Consider the following 15,847-nt stretch of genomic DNA (forward strand, 5'->3'; position numbering starts at 1 on the left):
GCTGCTACCCCACGATCAGCGCCCGGCGCACCATGGCGCCGGCACGGGTGGCGAGGTCGGGCAGGGTCAGCGCGTCGATGCCGGACAGCCGCGCCGCGCCGCGAGCGGCCTGCATCCGGGTCTCGTGCAGGCCGAACATCCCGTCGAGCCCCTCGATCTCCCGCTCGATCGCCCGGGCGGTCTCGCGGGCCAGGGTCGCGCCGGCCTCCAGCGCCTGGCGGTTCCGGGGCGGCTGGACGGGATCGCGGAAGGCGTTGGCCAGCGTGCGCGGCTGGCGTTCGCCGGCCTCGACCAGCACGAGGTCGGCATAGGCGTAGGGCGCCGTCGAGCCCCGCTTGGCCCCGGGGCTGACGGTGGCGACGAGGTGGACCAGGTTCTCGATCACGCGGGCCGCGAGGTCGCGCGCCTCCGGGTCGAGGCCGGCCCAGGCCTTGCGCGGGCACCCGGTCAGGTTCGAGACCAGGAGCGGCGCGTCGACGACGACATATCCATAATAGAGGCCCGAGGTCAGCTCGGTATCGAAGACGCCGGCCGCACCCGCATCCTCGCGCTCGGCGAGGTCGTCGACCACGGTGAAATAGTCGAGCTCGGGCTGCTCGTCATGGACCGTGAAGGCGTGGGCGACGTGGATGGCAGCGTCGGTGTTGGCACGGACGTCGGAGGTCACCATGCGGCCGAACAGGGCGCTCTCGAGACCCGGGGCGAGGTGGTTCTGCTCGCGCAGCTGCTTGAGGTTCGCCTTCCCGTCGCCGTCCTTGAAGAAGGCCTGTGCGGCGGCCTCCGCGGCCTTGGCGTCCTCCGCCTCCCGGGCGATGCGGGCGGCGTTCTCGGCGAGATAGGCGAGTTCGGGGCGGCCGAGCAGCAGCGCCTGGCGGGACTTCTTGTCGCCGGCCTTGCCGCCGTAGACCTTCTCCACGAAGACCTTCTCGATGGCGTCCACCACCGCCTTGTCGGCCCGGTCGCGCAGCGGATCCGTCACCTCCTGTTCGATCGCGACCTTGGAGCGCTCGGCCTCGAGGCCGACCTCCTCGGCGAGCCGGTGCAGGCCGCGGGAATCCTCGGTCATGCGCCAGTGGCGCTTCAGGCATTGCGACGAGATCCGCGTGCGGGTGGCGCCGCCGAACGGCAGGCGCTTGGCGAGCCCCGCATCGTCGCGGTTGAGGAGCACGCCCGGATAGGAGGCCAGGAAGTGGATCTGGATGAAGCGGGGAGTGGTCACGCTCGAGCGTCCTCGTCGATCTCGTCGGTATCGCGGTCGTTGCCTGCTTCCGCAGCGTAGTAGGCGCGGGCGAGCGCGAGGCGGGCCTCGTCGGCCCGCGTCTCGTCCAAGCCCTCGCTCAGGATCAGGTGCGCGAGGGGCGTGAGGTCGAGGGGGATTGCACCGGCAGCGGCCAGGAACCGGCCGATTCGGGCGATCTGGGCGACGAGCGCGGGCCCCCGGGCGGTGGTGAGCCGCATCAGTCGCGTCTCCGACACGCCGGCGGCGTGGATCCTGCGTCCGGCCTCGCGCTCGCGGTGCCGCGGGCCCGTCATCTGTCCGTCGGCCCCGTGCTCCCGCACCGGCGCGTGGACCTCACGCGCCGCGGTGCCGGCCAGGGTCGCGACCAGGTGGCAGATCAGCGCCCAGCGGCGAAAGCCCTCGTCGGAGGCGAAGGCGCGCCGGTTCACGCCGGCCGCGATCAGGAGCGGGATCACCGCATCGACGCCGCGGCCGGGGGCCGCCGGATCCAGGCGCCGCAGCGTCGCCCGGGTCCCGGTCGGCAGACCCGGCATCCGGCCGGAGATCGACCGCAGCTGCGCGGAGAGCGAGGGCGCCCGCCGTGCCGTCCGCTCGCCCGCCTCGGTCATCGGTTCGGCCTCACCCGGCATCCTTCACCTCCGCCACGAACGCGCCGGCCCGGCGCTCGAACAGGTCCGAGGCCTGGGCCCGGGCCCGGATGCGCCGCACCTCGGTGCGCGGCGCCGCCTCGGCGGCCTCGGCGAGGACCGCGCGGGCGAGGCCCGCGAGCCGCCCCCGCCAGGGCGTCCGATGCGGCCCGTCCCGCTCCGCCACCTCGTTCCAGAAGGCGTCGTCGAAGAAGCCCGCCTCGACGCGGCCGTCGTAGGTCGCCTGCCAGGACGCGGCCTTGCGCTGGGCCGCCTCGTCGTCGAGCCGCACGCCGTCGCGTCCGCCGCGCATCAGCGCCAGGAGTGCGTGGCGCAGGATGCGCCCCAGCTCCCCGGCCTCGTCGGCGCGCTCCTGCGCGACCTTGCCGGTGCGGTCGAGGATCACGTCGCCACGCTGTTTCAGCAGGGCACCGACGAAGCCCGGTACCGGCAGGTGACGCTCGTGGAAGCCCTCGGTCTTGCCCTGGCCGCGGACCACGGCGCTGATCGTGATCGCGAGGCCGGTGCCCGGCATGCCCGGGGTCGGGGTGGCGAGCACCGGCCGCACGACGATGTCGGTGTTCATCAGCCGGGCGATCTGCCGGTAGCCGAACCCGGCTCCGGTCGGCGTGTAGGCCTTCTCGCCGTCCTTCAGCACCGGCGCCCACGGATCCCCGGTCCGCCCGGTGAGCGCCTTCGCCTCGATCCGGGCCGCCTTCGAGCCGGCGGTGCGAGCGATGAGGCGATCGCCCTCCCGCACCAGCCGCATGCGCCGGCACACCTCGACGTAGAGCGGATCGAGCCCCGCGAAGCCCAGCGAGGCCTGCCCGTCCCACGGAGCGAGCCAGACGAGGCCCAACCCGTCGCGGGCGGCGAGCGCCGGCTGTTTCGCCAGGATCCGGTCGCGCCCTCCGGCGAGGAGCTGGCCGACATCGTGCCGGAAGGCGGCGCCGGGACTGCCCTGCGGGCGTAGCCCGAAGGTCGTGCGGCTGCCGAAACCGCCGTTCATCCGGCTGATGCCGAAATTTCCGGCACCCATGAAGCCCTCCTGGGTCTGGAGGCTGACCAGGGCGAAGAGCCAGTGGTCGTCCGCGGCGTCCCGCATCCGCTCGGCCTTCAGGTCGTGGTTCTTGGCCGTGACCAGCATGTCGAGGCCGTCGGGCGCCTCGATCCGCCCCCGGTACTCCGCGGCGTTCGCAGGTCGGACCACCGGCGGCTGGAGCAGGGCCGGCTTGCTCCAATCCTCGACCACGAGGTCCCAGGCCTCGCCATCCGGCCAGTCCGGAGTGAGGGCGAGGAGCAGCCGGCGCCACGCCTCCCCGGTCTCCGGCAGCGTCGTCGCACCGGCACGATGCAAGGCCATCGCCGCGACCTGGACCAGGAAGGCGTGCCAGGCTTGGCGCTGGTGCGGGCGCAAGGCCGGGAAGGCGGCGACGGCGTCGGTGCTCAGGGCGGCCAGGATGTCGAACAGGTCGCCTGTTCTCGTCTGACTGGATCGATCGCAGTACCGGATATCCATACGAGAAGCCCGTTTGACCATCCTGATCGAAGCGATATTCACCGGCGTCTCTGGATCACGCAGAATGCGCCAGGATTGAAACTGGAGAATATCGCTTCTGTTAAGGCGGTCAACCGAACTTTTGGTTGTCGACTTGTCGAAGTTTTGATTTCAAGCTCAGATCGCTTCTTCGATATCTATTTTATCCCCGCGAGTGCGGGGGAACAACCCGCATGACGGCGGCGGCCACCATCCAGCGTGGTCGATCCTCTTTGAGAGAGGGAACAGGTCGGGGCAGAACGACTCTGCCCCGCGAAGTCACACGGTTGTGACAAGCGCGTCCGAGGATGATTTGCTCAGAAGGATCGAGTAATCGCAATCGCGCTCTGACATATAGGTCTCACGCGATATCGATATGATGCGGCCATTGTCGGCGCGAAGGCGCCATCGCCAAGCCTTGCGCCCGGAAACGGCATATTTCTCGTATTTCATCAGCGATACCTCGTACGGGCTCGGCTTGACGAAAGACGCAGAAGATCTACAAGTGCCATGTCAACTGACACCCGATCTCGCGGTCCTCAGCCGCTATCGGACCAAAGCCCGGAGACTTCCTAGGGTCTCCGGGCTTCGTCTTTCCAGGACAATCCGCCCAAGAGTCGATCCACGCGCAAGCGCGAATTGGCGGCTGTGCCACGCTCGGTTCGAGCAGCTTGCAGCAGCACCATTCAGCGGTTTGAGCCATCATGCTTCAAACCACCCGCAACCCGAGCCGATCGTACCGAAACTCGACCGTGCCCAACGTGAACCTCACGCCCTCGGCGCCCGCCTCCTCGCGGACCGCGACGGTCGCGTCGTCGGGGATCGGCCGGGCCTTCGTCAGCATCCATCCCGGGATGCGCAGCTGCGTGACCACTACCCCGAACGGGCCGACGAACGGCACCTCCGGCCGGATCAGCCGGTCGTCGGCGCCGAGCCGGGTGCGCACCGTTTCGTCCTCGGGAAACGACAGGTCCGTGAAGGTAGCCGCCATGTCGAGCCGATGGTGAGCGGCGAGGGCCATATCGGCGACACGGCCGCCCTCCTGGCGGGTCGCATGGTCGAGCCAGGCGCCGCCCTTCTGCGCCGCGACCGCGTCGAGCGCCTCCGGATGGGTCGTCAGCTCGACGAGCCGGCGGCAATCGCACGGGACGACGATCCAGGCGTGCTCCTCCAGCAGGCGCCACGTGGCCTCGATCACCGCCAGCCGGGGATAGATCCCGCGTCCCTCCTTGAACGGCCCTAGCCCGTTCCGGGCGCGGTCGAGCAGGGGCGAGAGGTCGCGCGCCTCCGGCACCAGCACGATGGCCCGCACCGTCTCGAAGCCGGCCGGTCGGTCGCGCCGGTGTCGATGCAGGCGGCCGAAGCGCTGGAGCAGCACATCCATCGGCGCGAGATCGGTGATCAGAAGATCCGCATCCAGATCCAGGCTCATCTCGAGCGTCGTCGTCCCGACCGCGACGATCGGCCGGCGCTCGCGGCCGCGGCGCTCCCCGGGTACCTGATCGCCGTCCACCTTGCCGAATAACGCCTCGATCTCGGTGTCGAGCAGACGCCGGTCCTCGGCGGCGAAGCGGCCGTGATGCAGGGTCGCGACGCTCCCGACCCGGAACAGCAGGTTGCCGGCGTCCTCGGCTTCGAGCGCCTGCTGCACCGCCACCGCGTCGGCGACCGTGTTACGGACGACCAGCACCGCGGCGCCCGCGCGGGCGGCGGCGAGGGCCCGGATGGCGATTTCCCTCGGGTGCGCGATGAGCGGCGCGGTTTCGATCGCGATTTCCTTGCGCCGGCCGCCGGTCGTCACCTTCCTGGGCGCTGCGTCTGAGCCCGAGAGTGCCGGGTAGGGCGTCTCAAGGGCCTGTGCGAGGCTCGGCGCCTCCCGGCCGAGGAGGGCCGCACGCGCCGCGCTGCCGAGGGTGGCCGAGAGGAGCATCACCCGGCCGCCGGCCGCAACATGGTTCCCGATGACGGTCTTCAGGATTTCGGTCTGGAACGTGTCCGACGCATGGACCTCATCCACCACGAGCAGTAAACGCGGCAGAGCGGCGGCGCGCAGGTGAGCGTGCTTGACCTGCAGGCCCGCCATCAGCGCTTGATCGATGGTTCCGACGGCGATGCGGGCGGCGAGGTAGCGCTTGGGTGCCTCAGCCGCCCACCGTGCGTCGTTGTCCTCCTCGTCGGGCCACAGCACCGTGAAGGGTGCGAGCCGCTGCCCGTCCTCGTCGCCGGCGCGCAGGTAGCCCGGCACCGCGAGCACTGCCCGAGGGGCATCGGCGCCGTAGATGCGGGCGAGGTGGCGGTTGATCCGCCCGTGCAGCTGCGTCGCTGCGGTGCGGGTCGGGACAGCGAAGTACAGCCCGTCGACCTCGCCGCGGGCGATCAGCCCGAGGGCGCGCCACAGGGCCGCCTCGGTCTTGCCCGAACCGGTTTCGGCCTCGAGGGCAGAGATGGCGCCAAGCCATGCGGCGGCGGCCTTCTCCTGGGCCTCGTAGGGCGGAAAGCCGAACGCTGCTATAAAGGAGTCGGGCGCTGCGCGTGACAACGGGCGGAGACCCCGCACGGTGACGCCCAGAGCTGCTTGCCGTGCCGCAAACTGCGATCGTGACAGCTCGAACGGCGTCACGAGGGGAAAGTGCGCCGTGTCCGAACCGAGCCAGTCGGCCAAGGTCGTCAGGCCGGCGAGCAATGCCACGAAACGCGGGGCATCGGGCAAAGGTGGGCCCTCCACGAAGGCGAGCGGAAAGCGCAGGCGGGCAGCGGAGAGGAGCCGTGCCAACTCGGCGAGCGGATCGTAGCCGTCGATCGGGCGCCACCAGCCGGCATCACGCCGTGCCTCTCTGGTGCTGGATCCGCTCATGGCGCCTGGCGTGCTGAAACTCGCCAGCGGACGGCCGTGATGAGCCATGACGGCCGTGAAATGTTCGGCCGCCCCCCAAGCCGCGATAAGATCGCTTAGCTCCCGCACCACGGCTTGGTTACGGAGCGGTATGCTGTGGTGAAACAGGGCGCCGGCGACCTCGGTGTGGCCGATACGCGGCATCTTGGGAAATTGGCGCCGCCAGAAGCCGCTATTTGCTTTGCCAAAATCGTGCAGAAAGGCGAGTGTGCACAATCGCTTGATGTCTTGATCGGACAAGACGCGTCCGGCGAGGCCCTCGATCCTGCCTCGATAGGCGGTCTGCGTCAGCACAGCGCACAGGACAGCGGCGACGTCCTCACCGTGATCGATGAGAGCAAGCGTCGTTCCGAAATCGTCGCGCTTGGCCCAAGCGTGATTTTTAATCAACGATCCCTCCTCATAAAAATATCATAAAATAATTATATTCGTGATGGGATATAAGAAGCGAGAGATATTTTTGTAGTACGTTCGATTTTGCAGGGCGTCCCCTCCGGGCCGCGCCCTACTCGTCGCCTGCTGCGGCTCCCCGAACCCGCTGCGCGGTTTCGGCCCTGCGGGTGACGGTCGACTGAGGCGGTGCGCGGTGACCTGCGACCGAAATCATTTGGTGGGCCATCCGCCCGAATCGGCCTCAAGGCCGTGAAGGCCTTGAGGCCGGCCCGGTCACCTGGCGCTGGGCTCCCGACGGCTTCGACGCCCGGGAGGGCGTCTGCGTCGCCTCTCCGGGTCCTGCTCGCCCTCGCATAAGGGGGGCGTATGGAACGTAAGTTCAGGCGGTGGCCATTGCCTCTTTGAGGCGCCGTTGAAAATCGGCGACCTCGTCGACCATGTCGCGCCATGCGCCCGGGTCCTCCTAATCCGGTGCCGGGCCGCGCTCGCGGCAGAACAGGACCATACTTTCCAGCCATGACAGCGGCCGAGTGCCCTTGGGGCACTCCGGGTCCGGATCGCCCCGCACGATGTCGAAGACCTGCCGGGCGAGGGCTGGCGCACGCCTGATGATGTTCGCGAACCCTGATGCGGTGGACTGGATTGATGCCGCCAACCGGCTGATGGAGGAGAGCAAGATCTTGGTGACGGCGTGCAGGCGTCTGTGGCGAAAGCCGGCGAGGGACAGAGCTGCACCCTCTTCGCGCCAGTGCCAGAGCAGAGTTCCGATGTGATCCGCCGATGACTGGTGGAGCTGAACGCTGGTTCAGTCCGGACGCGCTCCTGCGGGACTGCTCTCGTTGATGTATCAGATTTGGGGTATTATCATAATAGTTGTTTTTTCAACCACAATTTTTACCCGTACTAAATGTATAAGAAAGTTTTTTGAATTCTTGCCCGTAATCAAATCAGATTTATTAACAAAATGCACACTGTATTAAACTATATTTTCACTTTAAAAAATAAAGGCAATTATAAGAAATGCAATGTTGTTCCAAGCATGTACAAATGAACGTATAAAGATATTTTCCGTTTTTATTCTTATATATGTCAAAATAAATCCTAGAGGTACTATTCCAAATATTGTTTTTATATTACTTTCGTAATGAAGAATATACCATATTAACAATGTCAATACAGAAGTAGTTATATATCCAAACCGCTTACTAAATATATTCCAAATTACAAAGCGAAAATATAGTTCTTCCCCTATGGGAGCAAGCAAACAAAAAGAAGATGCATATAGAATTACGTTTATAAAATTATAACCTATAAAATTGTCTATCTTGATAAAAGTTGAATATAAAATTATATATAAAATTACTGAAAAAAACAAGAAATAGTTATATAGACGCTTGTTTTGTTTAAAGAAAATGATTTACGAAATAAAACCTCCATGTTGGGTCCAAATAAGATACTTGCTGATATAAATCCAAATAATATAAAAACATTAATCAAAAACGTAGTTGTATATTTAGCCTGTTCGTGTGCTAAACTAATCATATAATATTTGTAAATATTAAAAGCAAAAATAAGTCCTAGATTATAAAAAACAATTACTATAAAAGCGGAAAGAAAGAATTGCATCGTAACGCATTTTAAAGATGTATTTGCAATATTTCGCATCGATCGCCTCTCAGAATTATTTGTATGTCGACACGCAAAAATCCTATTGCGTGTCGCTTTTACTAAGTAGTTATAAGACTTTTTTATTATTAACCACCTTGATTTCCATACCCTTGATATGCCTCTAGTCCTTGGAAAGCACCAGGATCGTTAATACCATATCCTGGATCGCTCGGCAAGAAAGTATTGTTTCCAGGCACGGTACTGGGATAGAAGCTCCCATATCCAAAATTCGTCCCTGTTTCGCGAAAATTGCCTGAGTCATAGCTTTGATAAAGAGCAGCAGCTCCTGAAAAGAAAAAAGATCTGAGTTTATCACCGATAGACCCTGAAGATCCCAATCCTGCGTCAATCAAATTTGCAAGAAAATTCGAAAATACTTGATTGTTAAATGGGAGGTTTCCGGGATCATTTGACGGTTCTGGAGAAAAAGAACCGTTCCCGAACCCCATGGGAGTGCCACTGAAAAGCGCAGCAATATCAGCTTGTGAGGGCGGCCCGAATGAACCAGCAGGTTCGAAAGTTTGATTTTGACCACCCATTGGCTGAGAATTGAATAAGTTTTGTATATCCTGTCGAGGAATATCAATTACTTCAAGTCTCATATTTCCTAAAGCAGACCATTCGGGTCGGAAGAACTCATCTCTTTCCCACTTGTCTTCGATCCAAATTGTACTTCTCCGATCTATTTAAAGCATGACTATGAAATTACTAAATTTTATTCATGTCAATAGTTTTATCTATATATAAAAAGGTCTAGATATAACAAACTATATAAAAATGTTAGATCTAATCAATTAAATTAGATAATTGAATGTTGTATTTATTTATATATATATGTATATATTACGGAAAATATTGTAGTAAAAATAAAAGATATATAAAATATAAAACACAGGGAGGTTTTATTGATAGTGCAAGACCAAGCCAACGTGTCAGTAGCAGTACCTGATACAGGCCTCGGTGCGCTGGCCCTCGTCGCCTCGTTCCATCAGATCCCGTGCGAGCCGGCCCAGGTCCGCCATGATCTCGGCTTCGGCCAGACCGTGATGAGCGCCACCGACATCGTCCGCGGTGCCCGCCGGCTCGGCCTCAAGGGCCGCCTGCTCCAGAACCAGAAGCCGGCCCGCCTCGACGGCATCCCGCTCCCGGCGATCCTGGAGGTCGAGGACGGGCGCTTCGTCGTCCTCGGCCGCCGCTTCGAGGACGGCAAGCTCCGCATCATCGATCCGGTCGCCCGCACCGCCGACCACGTCGAGGCCGAGGCCTTCTTAGCCCGCTGGACCGGCACTATCGTGCTCGTGGCGCGCCGAGCCAACCTCCAGACCGCGCTCCACCATTTCGGCCTGTCCTGGTTCGTCCCGTCGATCTGGCGCTACCGCAAGCCGCTCGCCACCGTGCTCGTCGCCTCGCTGTTCATTCAGCTCTGCGCCCTCATCACCCCGATCTTCTTCCAGATCACCATCGACAAGGTGCTGGTCCACCGCGGCTACTCGACCCTGACGCTCGTCGCGGTCGGCCTCGTGGTGCTCGGCCTGTTCCACGTCGTGCTGCAATACTTGCGCGGCTATATCCTCACCCATACCGCGAGCCGGATCGACGTCGAGCTCGGCGCGCGGCTGTTCGACCACCTGATGCGCCTGCCGCTCGGCTATTTCGAGACCAGGCCCGCCGGCCAGACCGTCGCGCGGGTGCGCGAGCTGGAGACGGTGCGCAACTTCCTCACCGGCCAGGCGCTCACCTCGGCGATCGACGTACCGTTCACGTTGATCTTCCTCGCCATCCTCTACTTCTACTCGCCGCTCTTGGCGCTGATCGTCACCCTGTCGATCCCGTGCTACATCCTGGTGGCGGTGCTGCTGCGGCCGATCCTGCGCAACAAGACCCTGGAGCAGTTCAACCGCTCGGCTCTGTCGAGCCAGTTCCTGATCGAGTCGGTGGTCGGCATCCACACCGTCAAGGCGCTGGCCGTCGAGCCGACTCTCAAGAGCCAGTGGGAGGAGCGGCTCGCCGCCTACGTCAAGACCTCGTTCGTCGCCGGCCTCATCGCCAGCATCGGCCAGAACACGATCCAGTACATCTCGAAGGTCACTGCTGCGCTTGTGCTGTTCTTCGGCGCCTACGCGGTGATGAACGGCGAGTTGACCGTCGGCAGCCTGATCGCCTTCAACATGATCATGGGGCAGGTGACCGCCCCGATCCTGCGCCTGTCCCAGCTCTGGCAGGACTTCCAGCAGGTCAAGGTGTCGCTGGAGCGCCTCGCCGACGTGCTCAACTGCCCGCCGGAGACCCGGGCGCTCGCCCAGGCCCACCTGCCGCCGGCCAAGGGCCAGGTCACGGTGCGGGGCGTGTCGTTCCGCTACCAGCCCGGCACCCCGGAGGTCCTGAAGGACGTCAGCCTCGACATCCCGGCAGGCCAGGTCATCGGCATCGTCGGCCCGTCGGGCTCAGGCAAGTCGACCTTCACCAAGCTCCTGCAGCGCCTCTACGTGTCGGAGAAGGGCCAGGTGCTGGTCGACGGCGTCGACATCGCCCAGGTCGATCCGGCCTGGCTGCGGCGCCAGATCGGCGTCGTGCTCCAGGAGAACCTCCTGTTCAACAAGACGGTGTTCGTGAACATCGCGCTCGCCAATCCCGGCCTGTCGCGGGCGCAGGTGATGCAGGTGGCCCGTCTCGCCGGCGCCGACGAGTTCATCAACCGGCTGCCGCTCGGCTACGACACGCCGATCGAGGAGCGCGGCGCCAATCTCTCGGGCGGCCAGCGCCAGCGGCTCGCCATCGCGCGGGCGCTCGTCACCAACCCGCGGATCCTGATCCTGGACGAGGCGACCTCGGCCCTCGACTACGAGAGCGAGCGGATCATCCAGGAGAACATGAAGCACATCGTGCGCGGGCGGACCGTCATCATCATCGCCCATCGCCTCGCGGCGGTGCGGATCTGCGACCGGATCATCGCCGTGCAGGAGGGGCGCATCGTCGAGGACGGCACCCACCGCGAGCTGGTCGAGCGGCCGGCCTCGCTCTACGGCCGCCTCTGGCGCCTGCAATCCGACCACGGCACAAGCCAGGGAGAGGCCGCGTGAGCGCGAACCCGCAACCCGCCGCTAACCTCCCGGCGCCCCGCCGCAGCCCGCCGCCGCCGGCCCGCTTCAGCCCGCGCGGGCTCAGCGACCGCATGCGGCGGCTTGCCGACGATCGCTCCGACCAGGAATTCCTGCCGGCGCATCTCGAGATCCTCGACACCCCGCCCTCGCCCTACGCGGTGGTGTTCACCTGGGTGATGTGCCTGATGTTCGGGGCGGCGCTCGTCTGGAGCATCTTCGCCCAGATCTACATCCACGCGGTGGCGACCGCCCGCATCCAGCCCTCCGGCCGCTCGAAGGTCGTGCAGCCCTTCGACACCGGCAAGGTCCAGACCATCGCGGTCGAGAACGGCAGTCGGGTCCAGGCCGGCGACGTGCTCCTGACCCTGGAGCCGACCGAGGCCGAGGCCGACCTGTCCTCGCGCCAGGGCGACCTTGCGGCGTTGGAGGCCCAGATCGCCCGGCGGCGCGCCACGATCGAGGCGGTGGATAAGAACCAGCCCACCGCCACGGTGGATTTCCCGGCCGCGGTGCCGCCGGCGGTACGCGCCCGCGAGGAGGGCGCGATGCTGGCCGAGATCGGCCAGTACGTCACCACCCGTGACGCGTTCGAGGCCCAGCTCGCCGAGAAGGTCGCGACGCAGGAGCGCTTCACCGCCAGCATCGCGGCGCGGATGCGGCTCCAGGCGGTGCTCAAGGAGCGCGCCGACATGCGCGAGACCCTGGTGGCCAAGGCCGCCGGGACGCGCGCGGCGGTGATCGACGCGGTGCAGCAGGTCGAGCGGGTCGCGGCCGATCTCGCGTATGACCGCGGGCAGTTGACCGAGGCCAAGGCCGCCGCGACCTCGCTGCAGCGGCGCATCACCCAGCTCACCAGCGAGACCGTGGCGCGCCAGTACCAGGCGCTGACCGAAGCGGCACAGAAGCGCGACGCCCTGGTGCAGGACGTGGTGAAGGCGCAGCTCAAGCGCGAGCGCACGGCGCTCAAGGTGCCGATCTCCGGCACGGTGCAGCAGCTCGCCGTGACGACGCTCGGCCAGGTGGTGACGGCGGGCCAGCCGCTGATGGTGGTGGTGCCGACGGACGGGCCGATCGAGGTCGAGGCCCAGGTCCAGAACAAGGATATCGGCTTCGTCATGCCCGACCAGGAGGCGGTGGTGAAGATCGACGCCTTCCCGTTCACCCGCTACGGCTCGATCGAGGGGCGTGTCGTGCGGGTATCGCGCGACGCGATCGACGACCGCGAGGCGAGCGGCGGCAGCGACGCGCTCTCGGTGGCGCGGGGCCAGGGCCTCAACCCGGTGACGGGGATGCCCAAGACCCAGAACCTGATCTTCCCGGTGACGGTGGCGCTGTCCAGGACCACCATCATGGCCGACGGCAAGGAGGTAGCGCTCACCCCCGGCATGACCGCGACGATCGAGATCCGCACCGGGCGGCGACGGGTGATCGACTACCTGCTGTCGCCGGTGCGGGAGACCACCTCGACGGCCGGGCACGAACGGTGAAGGTGGCGTATCGGCGAACCATCCTGGATTAATCCTGAAATGGTTCGTCGATGGTCCCTCACATAAGGGCGTATGAAACCAGGTAGAGGGGCCGGTCATCGACGCCGGAGGCCGTCAGTGCGTCGCGCTGCAGGTCGACCGATTGGCGCTCGTCGGCCGTCGAGGCCCGCATGTACCCAACCATCATATACGGAAAATCTCTCGACCCATGCTTTCGCACATTTGATCAATCCGATAGGGTTTGTCGGGCAAGTTTCACGTTGGCAGCCGAGGCGTGGCTGTGACCTTCAGCGATAAATGGCAGTTTTTCTTCAGGGCTTGATAGCTGATCCTGATCCCGCGTTGCTGGCGGGATGCGGAGGCAGTCAGGGCAGCCCGGTTGCGTCCCTGATCCGCAGGATGGTCTGCCGGCTGGTCTTGAAGCTCCGCGCCAGGGCCGACACGCTCGCACCTTCCCCGAGTTGGCGGGCGACCTCCGCGCGCTGCTCGCCGGTAAGACTGGCTGGCCGGCCAAGCCGCCGGCCTTCCGCCCGCGCCCGGCTCAAGCCAGCCTGAGTCCGCTCGATCAGGAGATCGCGCTCGAACTCCGCGACCGCGTTGATCACGGCCATGGTCAGCTTGCCTGTCGAACTCGTCAGGTCGACCCCACCCAGCGCCAGGCAGTGGACCCGCACCCCGAGCTCGTCGAGCCTAGCCACGGTCGCACCCACGTCCATGGCGTTGCGGCCGAGCCGGTCGAGCTTGGTCACGATGAGGACGTCGCCCGCTTCGAGCCGATCGAGCAGGCGGGCGAACCCGCGGCGCTGCCCGACTGCGGTGGATCCTGACACGGTCTCGGTCACGAGGCGGCGCGGCTCGATGGTGAACCCGGCGGCCTGGATCTCGGTGAGCTGGTTGTCGGTGGTCTGGCCGGGGGTCGAGACGCGGAGGTAGGCGAAGGTGCGCGGCATGAGGTGGATTTGTCCGGAAACCCTGACCAGAAATGAACACCTGTCCGGAATACGCAGAAGCTAGATTCTGAACAGGGTAGGGCGCCCTGTCCAGAACCGGTCGGTTCCGGACAGGTCTAGCGGGCAACAGCCGCTGGTCTGGCAGGCCCGTGACGGACACTGCCATCATGGCCTCTTTCGCGAACCTCGCCGGAGGCGACCTTGTCGAGGCATCTTCCGTGCATTTTACCGCTTTCACTTGAAATATCGAACAAAATCCAATATAACATCGAATATAACATATGCATCAAATTTTAATAACTGGGCAAAAAATTAAATCGCTTTTTAAATCTGAAATTTCTCAGGCAGTCCGCTAAATTCCCTAGTCACGACGCGAACGGAAGGCCACTCCGCATCATGATTGACGCGCGTAACGTTCTCGCCACAACCGCATCATCAGCATCATCAACATCAAATTATGTTACTTTGTTATTTGTTCGTTATCCTTCCGAGGCTTGAGCGTCAAGCGCTTGAAATAAAACGAAGGCCACACGCCAGGCGTGTGGTCAAGTTTGTAACCGTGCCTTACAATCAAATACGCGATAGAAACATTCGTGATTGGTGGCTTCGGTGATTGATTCGCGCATTAAATCACGAATTCAAATGGTTTTTGCCAAATCCGCGTCGCATTTGTTTGTAAAACTTGAAATATTTTCAACTAATATCATGCATATGTCGAGCGACCATTTGGCGGGTTGGCATGTATCGCCGATAAAAAAACTTGTTCGCGCGATGCGCGCTGCCATTGCCATGGGAAGTCTTGCCGGTGCCGTCTGCCTCGGGGCCGGCGCACGGGCCGATGTCGGCCGGTTCAAAACCGAACCTGTCTATTTCCGCTTCGTGGCAGAACTCGAATTCGAAAAGGCCCCGCTCACGATCGACATCGTGGTCGCCTGCCAGCAGCACCGCACCCAGTCGAGAGCCCTCGGTGGGACAAGCGAGACGCTCGGCATGTCCGCCTACCTCTTCGCCGTCCCGCTGCCGGGCGGCCATGCCGTCACGGTGCGGACGGTCGGTGCCCGCGGCATTCCGGATCCGTGTTCGGGCGCTACGACCGCGAATGGCCGCGTTCCGAAGGACTGGCTGCCTCTGGTCGTCTGGTACGACCGGGCCGACGACCTGTCCCACGGGCTCGGCTATGTCAGCCAGGACGCCTACGCCAACCCGATCGCGCGGCTCGGCTTTCGCGGCGCCCGAGTGGAGGCGGCGACCGCGCAGGACTTCGATCGGTTCCTGCAGACCGGGCCGAAGAGCCTGCTGCCGGCCGATCTCTCCGGGAGCATGTCCGGCGCGAACAACCTCTTCCTGGGACCGGACGTTCCGGTGACGGCCGAGTATCTCGCCCATCCCGAGAAGGCCTGGCGCTATGCGGGCCCGCCCACCTGCCGGGGCGTGCGCCGCATCCGGCTGCCGCAGGCACTGCGCGACACGGTGCGCGCCCTGTGGCCGGCGGATCGGCCGGAGCGCTGGCAGCCGCCGAGAGCGGTCGAGTACGACCTGAAGATAAAAGCCGTCAACGATCCGAAGGGACCCCGGCTGGAGAGCTACGATCGCGACCGTCGCTCGGCCGGTCCTGCCTCGGACGACACCGTGTTTCCGGTCCTGTCCAACGAAGCGCTGCGGGGCCTGGGGCAGGACCCGCAGCGTGCGGAAGCCTTCTCTCACGACGCTCTCGTCGACGAGATGCCGTCGCTGCGCGGCTTCGTCTATTGCGACAGCGACGCCCCGCCCGCCCTCGTCGAGGCCCTGCTGAAGCGCCCGCCCGAGAGGTTCGCCATGGAAGGGCGCCGGACATGCCGTCTCGGCGCGATGCCGGTCCGGGTCCGGTCATGGGGCTGCAGCGGTAGCTGGATCGTTTTCGAGCGAGATGACCACGCCTTCTTCAATTATACCCCTTAGTGGAGCTTGATTCT

11 protein-coding genes and 1 pseudogene are annotated in these 15,847 nt (G+C 63.7%); 3 read left to right on the plus strand and 9 right to left on the minus strand.

Features of this window, described 5'->3' with window-relative positions:
• Nucleotides 1-4: 4 nt before the first annotated feature.
• From cas7e to HBB12_RS30280, 7 genes are all read right to left on the minus strand, one after another.
• On the minus strand, nucleotides 5-1,219 hold the full coding sequence (gene cas7e, locus HBB12_RS30255; protein ID WP_236993381.1) for a type I-E CRISPR-associated protein Cas7/Cse4/CasC: 1,215 nt from the start codon (nucleotides 1,217-1,219) through the stop codon (nucleotides 5-7).
• Nucleotides 1,216-1,869: a type I-E CRISPR-associated protein Cse2/CasB gene (locus tag HBB12_RS30260; RefSeq protein WP_236993382.1), complete on the minus strand. Its 654-nt coding sequence runs from the start codon at nucleotides 1,867-1,869 to the stop codon at nucleotides 1,216-1,218. Before HBB12_RS30260 ends, cas7e begins: the two co-directional genes overlap by 4 nt.
• The gene (locus HBB12_RS30265) at nucleotides 1,859-3,385 is read right to left on the minus strand and encodes a hypothetical protein (RefSeq protein WP_236993383.1); all 1,527 of its coding nucleotides are present in this window, start codon (nucleotides 3,383-3,385) and stop codon (nucleotides 1,859-1,861) included. The genes HBB12_RS30260 and HBB12_RS30265 overlap by 11 nt, the downstream gene beginning before the upstream one ends.
• 297 nt (nucleotides 3,386-3,682) lie before the next feature.
• Nucleotides 3,683-3,856, minus strand: coding sequence for a DUF1508 domain-containing protein (locus HBB12_RS30270; protein ID WP_236993384.1), 174 nt, complete (start codon nucleotides 3,854-3,856; stop codon nucleotides 3,683-3,685).
• Nucleotides 3,857-4,112: 256 nt separating this feature from the next.
• Nucleotides 4,113-6,686 carry a CRISPR-associated helicase Cas3' gene (gene cas3 / locus HBB12_RS30275; protein WP_236993385.1) on the minus strand — a complete coding sequence of 858 codons (2,574 nt, stop codon included), beginning with the start codon at nucleotides 6,684-6,686 and terminating at the stop codon, nucleotides 4,113-4,115.
• A 997-nt stretch (nucleotides 6,687-7,683) separates the two neighbouring features.
• Entirely contained in the window at nucleotides 7,684-8,064 is a 381-nt protein-coding gene (locus HBB12_RS34555; protein ID WP_442919394.1) for a CPBP family intramembrane glutamic endopeptidase, read from the minus strand.
• Nucleotides 8,065-8,443: 379 nt separating this feature from the next.
• Nucleotides 8,444-8,959, minus strand: a complete 516-nt coding sequence (locus tag HBB12_RS30280; protein ID WP_236993386.1) for a hypothetical protein — start codon at nucleotides 8,957-8,959, stop codon at nucleotides 8,444-8,446.
• Nucleotides 8,960-9,268: 309 nt separating this feature from the next.
• Here HBB12_RS30280 and HBB12_RS30285 point away from each other — a divergent pair, with 309 nt between their 5' ends.
• Together HBB12_RS30285 and HBB12_RS30290 are read left to right on the plus strand one after the other, a co-directional pair.
• A complete protein-coding gene (locus HBB12_RS30285) occupies nucleotides 9,269-11,437 on the plus strand; it encodes a type I secretion system permease/ATPase (RefSeq protein ID WP_236993387.1) in 2,169 nt (722 codons plus the stop codon).
• Entirely contained in the window at nucleotides 11,434-12,945 is a 1,512-nt protein-coding gene (locus HBB12_RS30290; protein ID WP_236993388.1) for an HlyD family type I secretion periplasmic adaptor subunit, read from the plus strand. Before HBB12_RS30285 ends, HBB12_RS30290 begins: the two co-directional genes overlap by 4 nt.
• A gap of 82 nt (nucleotides 12,946-13,027) precedes the next feature.
• Here HBB12_RS30290 and HBB12_RS30295 read toward each other — a convergent pair.
• Nucleotides 13,028-13,132 (minus strand): annotated as a pseudogene (locus HBB12_RS30295) (recombinase family protein); the annotation flags it as partial.
• A gap of 178 nt (nucleotides 13,133-13,310) precedes the next feature.
• The gene (locus HBB12_RS30300) at nucleotides 13,311-13,895 is read right to left on the minus strand and encodes a recombinase family protein (RefSeq protein ID WP_236993389.1); all 585 of its coding nucleotides are present in this window, start codon (nucleotides 13,893-13,895) and stop codon (nucleotides 13,311-13,313) included.
• 600 nt (nucleotides 13,896-14,495) lie between these two features.
• Between HBB12_RS30300 and HBB12_RS30305 the strand changes: the two genes are divergently transcribed.
• Nucleotides 14,496-15,833 carry a hypothetical protein gene (locus tag HBB12_RS30305; protein ID WP_236993390.1) on the plus strand — a complete coding sequence of 446 codons (1,338 nt, stop codon included), beginning with the start codon at nucleotides 14,496-14,498 and terminating at the stop codon, nucleotides 15,831-15,833.
• The last annotated feature ends 14 nt before the right edge of the window (nucleotides 15,834-15,847 follow it).

The sequence above is a fragment of the Methylobacterium sp. SyP6R genome (genome assembly GCF_019216885.1).
In the GTDB taxonomy this organism is placed as follows: Bacteria; Pseudomonadota; Alphaproteobacteria; order Rhizobiales; family Beijerinckiaceae; genus Methylobacterium.